8 protein-coding genes are annotated in these 12,468 nt (G+C 73.4%); 4 read left to right on the forward strand and 4 right to left on the reverse strand.

Annotation, left to right across the window (positions count from 1 at the left end):
- Positions 1-92: 92 nt before the first annotated feature.
- Together ACZ7DE_RS10005 and ACZ7DE_RS10010 are read left to right on the forward strand one after the other, a co-directional pair.
- Positions 93-554 carry a nuclear transport factor 2 family protein gene (locus ACZ7DE_RS10005; RefSeq protein WP_470759261.1) on the forward strand — a complete coding sequence of 154 codons (462 nt, stop codon included), beginning with the start codon at positions 93-95 and terminating at the stop codon, positions 552-554.
- A 9-nt stretch (positions 555-563) separates the two neighbouring features.
- Positions 564-1,079, forward strand: a complete 516-nt coding sequence (locus tag ACZ7DE_RS10010; RefSeq protein WP_470759263.1) for a flavoprotein — start codon at positions 564-566, stop codon at positions 1,077-1,079.
- Positions 1,080-1,283: 204 nt separating this feature from the next.
- Here the strand turns inward: ACZ7DE_RS10010 and ACZ7DE_RS10015 are convergent, their stop codons facing one another.
- On the reverse strand, positions 1,284-2,108 hold the full coding sequence (locus ACZ7DE_RS10015) for a phytanoyl-CoA dioxygenase family protein (protein ID WP_470759265.1): 825 nt from the start codon (positions 2,106-2,108) through the stop codon (positions 1,284-1,286).
- A gap of 469 nt (positions 2,109-2,577) precedes the next feature.
- Between ACZ7DE_RS10015 and ACZ7DE_RS10020 the strand changes: the two genes are divergently transcribed.
- Positions 2,578-4,584, forward strand: a complete 2,007-nt coding sequence (locus ACZ7DE_RS10020; RefSeq protein WP_470760074.1) for an RICIN domain-containing protein — start codon at positions 2,578-2,580, stop codon at positions 4,582-4,584.
- Between the two features lie 9 nt (positions 4,585-4,593).
- On the opposite strand, the gene ACZ7DE_RS10025 is transcribed toward ACZ7DE_RS10020, so the two are convergent.
- The gene (locus ACZ7DE_RS10025) at positions 4,594-5,850 is read right to left on the reverse strand and encodes an arsenic transporter (RefSeq protein WP_470760076.1); all 1,257 of its coding nucleotides are present in this window, start codon (positions 5,848-5,850) and stop codon (positions 4,594-4,596) included.
- 124 nt (positions 5,851-5,974) lie between these two features.
- Positions 5,975-8,347: an ATP-binding SpoIIE family protein phosphatase gene (locus ACZ7DE_RS10030; RefSeq protein ID WP_470759267.1), complete on the reverse strand. Its 2,373-nt coding sequence runs from the start codon at positions 8,345-8,347 to the stop codon at positions 5,975-5,977.
- Positions 8,348-8,634: 287 nt separating this feature from the next.
- On the opposite strand from ACZ7DE_RS10030, the gene ACZ7DE_RS10035 reads away from it, so the two are divergent.
- Positions 8,635-11,724, forward strand: a complete 3,090-nt coding sequence (locus ACZ7DE_RS10035) for a glycoside hydrolase family 2 TIM barrel-domain containing protein (RefSeq protein ID WP_470759269.1) — start codon at positions 8,635-8,637, stop codon at positions 11,722-11,724.
- 110 nt (positions 11,725-11,834) lie between these two features.
- Here ACZ7DE_RS10035 and ACZ7DE_RS10040 read toward each other — a convergent pair whose 3' ends face one another.
- Positions 11,835-12,401, reverse strand: coding sequence for a cysteine hydrolase family protein (locus tag ACZ7DE_RS10040; protein ID WP_470759270.1), 567 nt, complete (start codon positions 12,399-12,401; stop codon positions 11,835-11,837).
- Positions 12,402-12,468: the final 67 nt, after the last annotated feature.

Genomic DNA, 12,468 nt, shown 5'->3' on the forward strand with positions numbered 1-12,468 from the left:
CTGGGTTCCTTGACGGGAGAACGTTCGTTCTCTACGTTAGCAGCCATGATGGAGAACGATCGTTCTCCGCACGTCGTGAGTCAGGAGACGCCATGTCGGACGCCCGCCCGCCCCTGCCGCCCTTCACCCGGGAGACCGCGGCGCTGAAGGTGCAGGCCGCCGAGGACGCCTGGAACACCCGGGACCCGCACAAGGTCGCGCTCGCCTACTCCGAGGACTCGGTCTGGCGCAACCGCGACACCTTCCTCACCGGCCGCGCCGCGATCGTCGACTTCCTCACCGCGAAGTGGGCGGGCGAGCGTGACTACGCGCTCCGCAAGGACCTGTGGGCCCACGACGGCCACCGCATCGCCGTCCGCTTCCAGTACGAGTCGCGCGACACGGCCGGGCAGTGGTGGCGCAGCTACGGCAACGAGCTGTGGGAGTTCGACGAGCGCGGTCTGATGACCCGGCGGGAGGCGAGCATCAACGACGTGCCGATCGAGGAGGCGGACCGCCGGATCCACGGTCCGCGCCCGGAGAGCGAACGCGGTCTGTCCTTCCCGCTTGAGTAGGGTTCCCGGGTGACCGAACAGGACGAACAGCCGCCCTTCCTCTACCTCGTGGTCTGCGCCGCGGGCGTCGCCGCGGACGTCGGCAGGCTGATCGCCGCCGCTCAGGAGCGGCGGTGGCAGGTCGGGGTCATCGCCACGCCCCTGGCCATGAACGGCTTCTTCGACGTCGCCGCCGTCGAGGCGCAGACCGGCCGCCCGATCCGATCCGCCTGGCGGCGCCCGGGCGATCCGCGGCCGTTCCCGGAGCCCGACGCGGTCGTCGTCGCCCCGGCCACCTTCAACACGGTCAACAAGTGGGCGGCCGGCGTGGCCGACACCCTCGCCCTGGGCACCCTGTGCGAGGTCGCCGGGCTCGGCGTCCCCGTCGGCGTCCTGCCCTGTGTGAACGAGACCCTCGCCCGGCACCCCGCCTACCAGGAGAGCCTGATACGGCTGCGCGCCATGGGCGTGCGGTTCGGGTCCGGGTACGACCGGGCCGCGGGCGAGGAGTTCGGCTGGGAGCGGGCGCTGGACCTGCTCGGGTGACCCGGCGGGGCGCCGGACGCGCAGCCGCCCGACCGGGTCCTCCTCTGCGAACCCCACGGCTGGGTCCGTCGGGGAGGTCCCCCTCGAGCCGGCGTCGGCGCGAGCCCCGCGCACACGCACCGAGCGGGAGCCGGGCGGCTACCCCGGCCCGGACTCCCTGTCCGCCGCGTCGTTCTCGCGGGCCGGCCGCGCGAGGGGGCGCGGCTAGTGGGGTCCCGGTGACGCGAACTCCGTGCCGCAGGGGCCCGCCCCCTCGCTCTCCGGCAGGACCACCCGCTCCCCGCTCATCGACAGCGTGCGGTAGTACCCTCCGATGCGCTCGGCCGACCGGCCCGCGTAGTGTCCGATGAACGACCGGCGGAAGCGGTCGCCGCTGCGGTTGGGGCCCGACCCGTGCACCAGGCTGCCGTTGAAGAACAGGACGTCGCCCGGCGCCATGTCGACCGCAACCGCGGCGAGTCCGGGCGGCGGCGGCACGTACTCCCGCGCGAACGACACGTCCGCGTCCGCCTGCTCCGGACAGAACAGATCCATCCGGTGCGTGCCGGGCACCACTTCCAGCCCGCCGTTGTCCCGGTCGATCACGTCGCAGGCCAGCCAGGCCGCCACACAGGTGCCCGGCTCGACCCGGAGATAGAAGTTGTCCTGGTGCAGTGCCTGGCCCCGGGCGCCCGGCGGCTTGAAATAGAACATGCTCTGCGCGGCCAGCGCCTCCTCGTCGAGCAGCACCTCCACCACCTCGCGCAGGCGCGCGTCCAGCAGGACCCGCCGGGCGAGCGCGGAGATCTCGTGCGGCTGCATGACCCTCGGGTAAGCCCGCAGCGGATCGGCGTCGCCGGGGCGCGGCTCGAAGTGCCCGGGCAGCGGGCGTCCGGCCGCGTGCAGCGCCCCGAACTCCTCGCACAGCGCTTCGACTTCCCCTGTCCCGAACAGACCCCGCACGACGGTGAAGCCGTCCTCCCGGTACTGCCGCAGCCCCGCCTCGTCCAGGATGGGAACCCCGGCGGCGTCGATGCCCGTCACTGTCATGCGTGCCCTCCTCGGTCCGCTTCTTCCGACCCCGCCACGCTAGAGCCTGACCGGCGGCCCAGTCGGGGGAAAACGCCTCCGGGTGCGTTTCGGGGCGGAATGCGCCCGGCAATTCCCTTGGGAAAGCCCCGCCGAAAGGGGTGCCAAAAGGGACACCGTTACCGTGACCGCCCCACGGTGCGATCTCGTGTTGACGTTTCGTCAAAACTTCTCGGCCCGCGGGCAATGGCTGAAACCGCGAGATCTCTTGTTCCTCCTGGTCCGGCTGTGCGAAGGTGTGGCTTGTCGGCGCACGGACAATGATTTCTGCACCGTGCGCACGAGGTGCCTCCCGTTCACACCCCCCACGCTCCAAAAGGGCTGTCCCCGCGGACGCCAGAAGCACCGAACCCCGTGCGAGCCGATCCCGCCCATGGGCGGGATCGCATACCCGATGGTATGGACTTTATGCCGCATGCCCCCGGAAGGAATGCAGACCGTGAATGACGCAGGCCTGTCGAATTCCCCTTCGACGCGCCGCTTCGACGCGACGGACGAACAGCTGAGCTCGGAGCTGAAGAAGTGGACGGGAGCGTCGCCCGCGCTGCATCCCGTCGGTGAGCTGCTGGACCGGCACTGGGAGGCCGCCTTCGCCTACGCACGGCTGTGCACCGACGGCGAGCGCGCGGCCGGCATGCTCACCACGGCCGCTTTCACCCGGCTGTTCGGCGAGACCCTGCGGCAGAACGGGCCGACGGCCGCGTGGCGCCCGCATCTGCTGGTCACCGTGCGCCGCATCGCCGCCGAGTGGGACGCCGACGGCCGCCGGGACCTGCTGCACCCCGCGCTGCGCTCCGAGGGCGAGGAGGGCGACCGTGCGGCCGCGCTCATGCTGCCGCCCGTCAACCGGCGGATGCTCTCCCGGGCGTTCCAGCGCCTGCCCCAGGCCGCCCGATGCCTGCTGTGGCACACCGAGGTCGAGGCCGAGTCCCTGGCGGTGCCGGGCGGCCTGCTGGGCCTGGAGGAGGACGGCGCCCGCGTCGAACTGCGCCGGGCCCGCGAGCGGCTGCGCGAGGAGTGCCTCCAGGTGCACCGCGAACTGGCCACCGACGACGAGTGCCACCGCTACCACCGGCTGCTGGACGTCACCTGCCGCCGCGGCGGCGTCGACCTCGACCCCGACCTGCGCGCCCACCTCCAACGGTGCCGCCACTGCGCGCACACCGCCGACCAGTTGACCCAGTTCGAGGGACTGCTCGGCGCCGCCCTGGCCGAGGGAATCCTGGGCTGGGCGGCCGCGGCCTACGTCGAGGTCAGGGTGGCCGGCGACGCCGAGGCCGCCGGTCCGGCCGCCGGGAAGCCCCGGGGATACGCCGGCGAGGCCTTCACCGACGGGGCCCTGGCCCCCGCCGCGGCCGCCGCGCCCGACGCCCCCGGGGAAGCGGCCGCGAAGCCGCGCGTCGGACTGCGGGCGGGCGCGCTGTCCAGGATCGGGGCGCGGGCCGCCGGAGCCGTCTCCCGACCGGGCCCCGCGGCCGACGCCGACTCCCGCCCCGGCTCGCCCCGTTCGGTCCAGAAGGCCGCCCGCCGGGCCCGCCGCCGCAACCTGACCGCCGCCGTGCTCACGGTGAGCGGGCTGGTGGTCCTGCCGCTCGCGGTGTGGGCCGTCGTCGGCAACGGGGACGAGACCGCCTCGGTCACGGACGACGAGGCGGCGAGGGCCCCGTCCGCGGGGACGGACACGGCCACCACCGACCCGTCGTGGGCCGGCGCCGGCGACGACGCCCAGGGCACCGTGCGCGGTCGTCTGCACAACGTCGCCTCCGGGCTGTGCATCGGCATCGTCGGCGCCAAGGCCGTCAACGGCGCCGAGGCCGAAGTGGCCGCCTGCTCCTCCGCGGCCGGCCAGCAGTGGTCGTACGAACCGGACGGCCTGCTGCGCAGCGCCGCCGACGCCGGCCTGTGCCTGGACTCCCGCCTCGGCTACTCGGTCCGGCTGGCCCCGTGCGCCGGCACCGGCCAGCCGGATCCCAGGAACGTCCGTTACGACTTCACCCTTCAGGGCACGCTCGTCCCCCGTTCGGGCCAGAACCTCGCGCTGGCGCCGGCCGCCACCGACGGGTCGGGCGCCCTCGTGCTGAAGAACCGGGTGGACAGCGCCGCCCAGCGCTGGGTGATCGACACCTCGAAGCCCGACGCGCAGATGCAGTTCGTCAACTGGGGAGCCGACAGCTCTCCCGCCGAGTCCGCGGCGCCGGCGCCCACGCCCAAGGCCGCGAAGCCCTCCGCGCCCGGGCCCGCCCCGACGCCGTCCGCCGCCTCGACGTCCACACCGCCGACGAGCTCCTCGTCCGGTTCGGACGGCACGTCCTGCTCGTACCACCACCCGGACGCCTGCTCGTGGGGCGGCCGTCCGGGCCCGTCCGGCGGCTACGGCTACGGGGGGTACGGGGGCTACGGGTACGGGGGGTACGGCTACGGCGGGGGGCGTCGCTGACCGGAACGGTCAGACGCCGACGACCTGGAGCGAGACCCACAGCGCCGCCACGGCCGGGATCAGCGCGGCCGGCACCGTGAGCAGACCCAGGCGGGTGAACTCCCCGACCCCGACGCGCTCCTCGCGCTCCTGCACCACGCGCCGCCACAGCAGCGTCGCCAGCGATCCGGCGTAGGTGAGGTTGGGGCCGATGTTCACCCCGAGCAGCACCGCGAGCACCGCCCCGGTCCCGGCCGGGGCGGCGAGCGGCACGAGCACCAGCACCGCCGGCAGGTTGTTGATCAGGTTCGCCAGGACGGCGGCCAGCGCGGCCACGCCCAGCAGCGCGAGCAGACCGGAGCCGTCCGGCAGGACGTGTCCCAGCGCACCGGCGAGCCCGTTGTCGACCACCGCGCGCACGACGATCCCGAGCGCCAGCACGAACGCGAGGAACCCCGGCGCCGCGGACCGCACCACGGCGACCGGTGTCACCCGCCGCCGGGCCAGTGCCCGCACCGCCATGACCAGGGCGCCCGCCAGGGCGGCCCACGCCGGCTCGACGCCGACCGCGGAGGCCACCACGAACCCGACGAGCGTGCAGGCGACGGTGATGAGCGCGAACAGCGGCAGTTCGGGGGCCGGACCGTCGTCGGCGGCTGACTCGGCGGCGGGCAGGTCGTCGGCGAAGAACCGCCGGAAGACCAGGTACTCGGCGCCGACCGCGACCACCCAGGGCAGCGCCATCAGGGCGGCGAACCGGGTGAAGCTCAGCCCGCTGGCGGTGAACGCCAGCAGGTTGGTGAGGTTGGAGACCGGAAGCAGTAGCGAGGCCGTGTTCGACAGGTGCGCGCACGCATAGACGTGCGGTCGCGAGCGCACGCCCATCCGGGCGGCGGTGGCGAACACCACCGGCGTGAGCAGCACCACGGTCGCGTCCAGACTCAGTACGGCCGTGACCAAGGAGGCCAGCACGAACACCGCGGTCAGAAGACGCCGGGGGCGGCCCGCGGACCGACGCGCCATCCACGCCCCGCACGCCGTGAACAGTCCCTCGACGTCGCACAGGTGAGCCAGGACCAGTACCGCCGCGAGGAAGCCGACCACCGGCCCGAGCCGTTCGGCCTCGTCCAGCGCGTGCTGCCACGACACCGCCCCGAGGGCGACCGCCACGGCCGCCGCGGGGACGGCGACGAGGGCCTCCGAGCGGCCGGCGGGGCGCACCACGGCCCACACCAGGGAGGCGGCGAGCAGGCAGACGGACAGGGCTTCGGCGAGCGGGGTGTTCAGGGAGTGCTCCGGGGGCGGGGTGGTGGTCGGGCCCGCCCATCGAACTGGTCCGGGTGTCCGTCCATGAAAACACGCCCGGGTAAAACGCCCGCCAAGTCGTCGGGGCGGCCGCGGCGAAGCCCGCTCAGTCCTCCTCGAACAGGCTCAGCTCCGCCCAGATCGTCTTGCCCTCGGTGGTGTGCCGGCTGCCCCAGCGCTGGGTGAGCTGGGCGACCAGCAGCAGACCGCGGCCGCCCTCGTCCCAGGTCTTCGCCCGGCGCAGGTGCGGGGCGGTGTGGCTGTTGTCGGACACCTCGCAGATCAGCGTCGCCGTGTCGTGGATCAGGCGCAGCCGGATCGGACGGGAGCCGTACCGGATCGCGTTGGTGACGAGCTCGCTCACCACCAGCTCGGTGGTGAACGACGCCTCGCTCAGCTCCCAGTGCGACAGCTGCCGGACGACCTGTCTGCGGATCGGCGCGACCAGCGAGGGGTCGGCGGGGATGTCCCAGGTCGCGACCTGGGCGGCGGGCAGACCCCGGGTGCGCGCCAGCAGCAGGGCCACGTCGTCGGCGGAGGCGCCGCCGGGCGGCAGCAGGGCGTGCAGGATCCGGTCGCAGGTCTCGTCGAGGGAGTCCGAGTGCGCCGCCAGCGCCTCGCCGAACAGCCGGTGACCGGCCTCGGCGTCCCTCTCGCGGGACGCGATCAGACCGTCGGTGTAGAAGGCGAGCACACTGCCCTCGGCGACCTCCAGCTCGGCCGATTCGAACGGCAGGCCGCCCACGCCCAGCGGGGGACCGGCGGGCAGCTCCACCCGCCGGGGCGAGCCGTTCGGCCGGAGCACCACGGGCGCGGGGTGACCGGCCCTCGCGAGGGTGCAGCGCCGGGACACGGGGTCGTACACCGCGTACAGACAGGTCGCGCCGACCTCACCGGGGCTGCCCTCGTTCCCGGCCTCCTCGGACAGCCTGACGACCAGGTCGTCGAGGTGGGTCAGCAGCTCGTCGGGGGCGAGGTCGATGTCGGCGAGGGTGCGCACCGCGGTGCGCAGCCGGCCCATGGTGGCCGAGGCCTGGATCCCGTGCCCGACGACGTCCCCGACGACCATGGCGACCCGCATCCCGGACAGGGGGATCACGTCGAACCAGTCGCCGCCGACCCCGGCGCGGGCGGCCGGCAGATAGCGGGAGGCCGCGTCGACGGCGGCGGTCCTGGGCAGGCTCCGCGGCAGCAGGCTGCGCTGCAGGGCGAGGGCCGTCTCGCGCTCGCGCGAGAAGCGGCGGGCGTTGTCGATGCAGACGGCGGCCCGGGCCGTGATCTCCTCGGCGAGCAGCACGTCGTCCGGGGAGAACGGGTCGGGCCGGCGGAACCGGGTGAGCACGGCGACACCGAGGGTGACGCCCCGCGCCCGGATCGGCACGGACATCGTCGAGTGGACGCCGATCTCCCGCACCCGGGCGCCGCGTACCGGGTCCCAGGTCAGCCAGGCGTCGAGATCGCCGCTGGGCACGGTGCCGACGATGGTGCGCCCCGCGACCAGCGAGTCCGCCTGCGGCGACCCCGCCGGGTAGGCCTGCGCCTCCCCGGGCTTGGCCACGGCCTCCGGTGTGCCCGGGTTGATCGAGTGGTGCGCGGTGCGGCGCAGGCTCAGCGGCGGGGCGAACCGGCTCGGTGGGTCCCCGCCGTCCTGCGGGTCGAGCAGATCGACGCTGACGAAGTCGGCGAGCGCCGGTACGCAGACCTCCGCCAGCTCCTGGCACGTCCGGGTGACGTCGAGGGTGGTGCCGACGTGCACGCTCGCCTCGTTGACCAACTGGAGCCGTTCGCGGGCGAGGTAGTTCTCGGTGAAGTCGTGGGCGGCCAGACACACGCCCCGCACCCGGCCCGCGCCGTCGGTGACCGGCGCCATCCGGGCGAGCCAGGCGTGCGCCCGGTCCTCGCCGCCGGTCTGCGTGTACATCTGCACATCCCGCGCCCGACCGCTGGTGAGCACGTGCAGCATGTGCTCCTCCAGCTCCGTGCTCTGCGGCCGGCCGCCGATCTCGGAGAGCCGCAGGCCCTGGATCCGCCCCTCGGGCAGGCCGATCACCTCGCCCATCGCGTCGTTGATCCGGCGCAGCCGCAGACGTTCGTCGTAGACCGCCACGGCACAGGGGGACTGGACCAGCGCCACCGAGGACAGGTGGTCGTCCGGGGAGTCGGGGCCGGTCCCGGTGAGCGGGGTGACGACGAGCCACCGCCCCGGGCCGCCGTCCTGGGGCGGGGAGTGATGGGCGAGCAGCCATACACTCAGCGGCCGGCCGTCACGGTGGCGCAAAGTGACCGTTCCGTCCCAGCGCGGGCCGGTGGGCACGGGCGCCGTCTCGGCCAGCAGTTCTGCCGCGGGCCGGCCCACGACCTCGGACGTCTCCCAGCCCAGCAGGGTTCGGGCGCCCTCGTTCCACCCGATCAGCGTTCCGGCGTCGTCGATGACCGCCCGGGCCGTCGCAGCCTCGTCGAACGGGTACTCCGGGCTCATCTCGGCACTCCATCGCGGACACTCACAGTGAACGGGCACGTCACTTCCGTTCCAGCCTAGTGCGTTCCGCTCGTGCGCGGACGAGAACCCCCGGGTGACGGCAGAGCAGCGGCTGCCTCGCACGGTCAAGGGGCAAAACCGGACGATCTGACGGGGGCGGCGCCGCGGCGGCCCCGAGGGCGCGGAGTCCCCCGCGCCCTTGACGGGCATGCGCACCCCGTCGTCAGATTCTGTTTGCAATCGATCAGTTGTGAGTACTTCTGGTTCCTGATGAGGGAGAGCCGGCCATGACGGTCACTCGCAGATCGGTCCTTCTCGCCTCCGCTGCCGCCGCCCCGGCCGCCGGAGCACTCCTCGGCGCCGGGGCGGCGCAGGCCGCCGAGGCGTCCGCGAGAGACTCCGGCCGCCGCACGGTCGCGCTGCGCGACGGCTGGCGCTTCGCACTGGTCGATCCGGGCGGGATCACCGACCCGACCGGGCAGTACGCGGACGCCGCCGCTCCCGGCCACGACGACTCGGCGTGGCGCCGGGTGGCGGTCCCGCACGACTGGAGCATCGAACAGACCCCCACCCGGCAGAACGGCACGACCAGCGGCACCGGCTTCTTCCCCGGCGGCCTGGGCTGGTACCGCCACGCCTTCACCCTGCCGCCCGCGTACGCCGGCCGACGGGTGTCGGTCGAGTTCGACGGCGTCTACATGGACGCGTACGTGTACTGCAACGGCGTCGAGGTCGGCCGCCACCCCTACGGCTACACCGGCTTCGCCTTCGACCTCACCCACCTGCTGCACACCGACGGCGAGACCGAGAACGTGATCGCGGTCAAGGTGCAGAACCGGCTCCCGAGCAGCCGCTGGTACTCCGGCAGCGGCATCTACCGCGAAGCCCGCCTGGTCGTCACCGAGCCCGTACACGTGGCCCGCTGGGGCACCCGCGTCACCACCCCCGAGGTCACCGACGAACGGGCCGTGGTGCGCGTCGCGACCACCGTCGCGAACGACTCCGGCACGGACGCGGACGTCGAGGTCGTCTCCCGGATCCTCGCCCCGAGCGGCCGCACGGTGGCCCGCACGTCGTCCACGCTCGCCGTGACCGACCGGGCCACGGCGACCCATGAGCTCACCGTGAACGATCCGAGGCGGTGGGACTTCGAGACCCCGCACCGCTACACCCTGCAGACCGAACTGCGCGTCGCCGGCCGCGTCACCGACACCTACCGCACCCCCTTCGGCATCCGCACCTTCCGCTTCGACCCGGACGAGGGCTTCCACCTCAACGGCGCCCACACCAAGATCAAGGGCGTCGACCTCCACCACGACCTCGGCGCACTCGGCGCCGCGGTCAGCGCGGACGCCGTCCGCAGACAGATGACGATCATGAAGTCGATGGGCGTCAACGCCCTCCGCACCTCGCACAACCCGCCCTCGCCGGAGATGATCCGCGTCTGCGAGGAACTGGGCATCGTGATGCTGGTGGAGGCCTTCGACTGCTGGAAGACCGGCAAGACGCCGTATGACTACGGGCGATTCTTCGACGAGTGGTGCGAGAAGGACGCCACCGAGATGGTGCTCGCCGCCCGCAACTCGCCCGCCGTCCTGCTGTGGTCCATCGGCAACGAGATCCCCGACTCCACCTCCACCGCCGGCCTCGCCATGGCGGACCGCGTCATCGCCGCGATCAGGGCAGCCGACGACACCCGCCCGCTCATCATCGGCTCGGACAGGTACCGCACCCCGCCCGCCAGGGGCTCCGCCGCCGACCTGATGCTCGCCAAACTGGACGGCCTCGGCCTGAACTACAACACCGCCAAGTCCGTCGACGCCCTGCACGCCGCCTACCCGCACCTGTTCCTCTTCGAGTCCGAGTCGTCCTCGCAGACCTCGACCCGCGGCGCGTACCAGGAGCCCGAGCACCTCAACACCGGCGAGAACCACACCCCCGGCAGACGGGCGACCTCGTCCTACGACAACAACCTCGCCTCCTGGACCATGAGCGGCGAGTACGGGCACAAGAAGGACCGCGACCGGAAGTGGTTCGCGGGGCAGTTCCTGTGGTCCGGCATCGACTACATCGGCGAGCCCACGCCCTACGACGTCTTCCCGGTGAAGGCATCCTTCTTCGGCGCGGTCGACACGGCCGGCTTCCCGAAGGACATGTACCACCTCTTCCGCAGCCAGTGGGTCGACGAGCCCATGGTCCATCTGCTGCCGATGACCTGGAACCACGGGGCGGGCGACACGGTCGAGGTGTGGGCGTACTCCAACGTCGACACCGTCGAGCTGTACCTCAACGGAAAGTCCCTCGGGGCACGCCGGTTCGACAGGAAGAGGACGGTCGACGGCCGCGCCTATCTGGAGACCACCGAGGCCACCGCAGACGACAAGACGTTCACCACCGGCCCCTATCCGGGCAGTTACACCAGCCCCAACGGCAGCGCGGGCAAGCTGCATCTGACGTGGCGGGTGCCCTTCGCGCCCGGCGAACTGAAGGCGGTCGCCCGCAGGAACGGCCGGACGGTCGCCACCGACGTGCTGCGCACGGCCGGCGCCCCGCACTCCGTACGCCTCACCGCGGACCGCGGGTCCCTCCCGGCGGACGGGCGTTCCCTGGTCTTCGTCACCGCCGAGGTGGTCGACGCGCGCGGCACCGTCGTGCCCGACGCCGAGCACCTCCTCTCCTTCGAGGTGACCGGCGGTTCCCTCGCCGGTCTCGACAACGGCCGGCAGGAGAGCGCGGAGCGCTATCAGGCCGCCACCCGCACCGCCTTCCACGGCAAGGCCCTCGCCATCGTGCGCTCCGGCACCGCTGCGGGCGCCCTGAAGGTGACCGCGCGCGTGGAGGGACTGCGCGGCGGCGCCGTCACCGTGCACACCACGCGCGCCCGCTCGACGGCGACCACCCCGGCCGCCGCCTTCGCCCCCGAGCCGCCGGCGCCCGTGAACCACCCCTACGCGGACGCCGGTTACTCGGGCCGGCCGGACACCCTGCCCGCCGCCATGCTGGACGGCGACCCGGCCACCGGCTGGTCCAACAGCTTCGCCAAGGCGGCCACGGCGCTGCTGCCCGCCTTCGGCGGCGCCCGGCCGCAGGACTGGGTGTCGGTGGACTACGGCCGCACCCGTGTCTTCGACCGGGTGGAGCTGTCGTTCACCGTCGACGCCGCGCACAGCCTGCCCGCGTCGGTCGACGCCGAGGTCTGGGACGGCCGGCGGTACGTGCCGGTCACCGGCGCGGCCGTCGACTGGGCCACCGCCTCGGACGCGCCGACGGCCCTCACGTTCGCTCCGGTGCGCGGCACGAAGCTGCGGCTGAGGCTGACCAGCAGCGCACCCGGCACGGCACACGGGGCGGTCCGCATCACCCGGTGGGAGGCGTGACGGCATGAGGGGGTGACGGCGCCGCCGGCTGAGACGTCCGACCCGCGCGCGGACCGTGTGACGCCCCGGGCCCGGCCGATCCGGACGGGTCGGGCCAGGCCCGGGGCGTCTCAGCCGGGCCCTACCGCCTCGAACGTCACCTTCGCGGTGTCCACGGTGCCCGCGCTGCGGCCGGGCGCGCTCTGCCACGACCAGTACAGGTTGGTGTGCGCCACCACCTGCTCCGGCGGCGGCGCGCCGTACTCGGTGAGGTCCTCCGTGGTGTGCGCGTCGCCGACCAGCGTCACGTCGTAGCCCCGGACGAAGGCGCCGTGCAGGGTCGAGCGGATGCACGCGTCCGTCTGCGCCCCCGTGACGACGACCCGGCCCACACCGTGCCGCGCGAGGACCGACTCCAGCTCCGTGTCCTCGAAGGAGTCGAAGTAGGCCTTGTGGACGAGAGGTTCGGACTCCAGGCGGACCAACTCCTCGACGTACCGCCAGTCCTCGCTGCCGCGCACCAGCTGGTCGTCGGAGTGCTGCACCCAGACGACCGGCACGTCCTGCGCGCGGGCCGTGCCGATCAGGGCGGCGATGTTGGCGATCACCTCCTCCCGGCGGGGCGCACCCGCCATCACGCCCCGCTGGACGTCGATGACGAGCAGGGCGGTGCGGGGCCGGTCGGGCAGGGTGGTCATGGCGACCTCCTGTTCGTCGTGGTGCGCGCGGTGAGCCCCGGCGGGCTCCGGCGCACGGGTCCTCGGA

This window comes from Streptomyces sp. NPDC037083 (assembly GCF_055606485.1).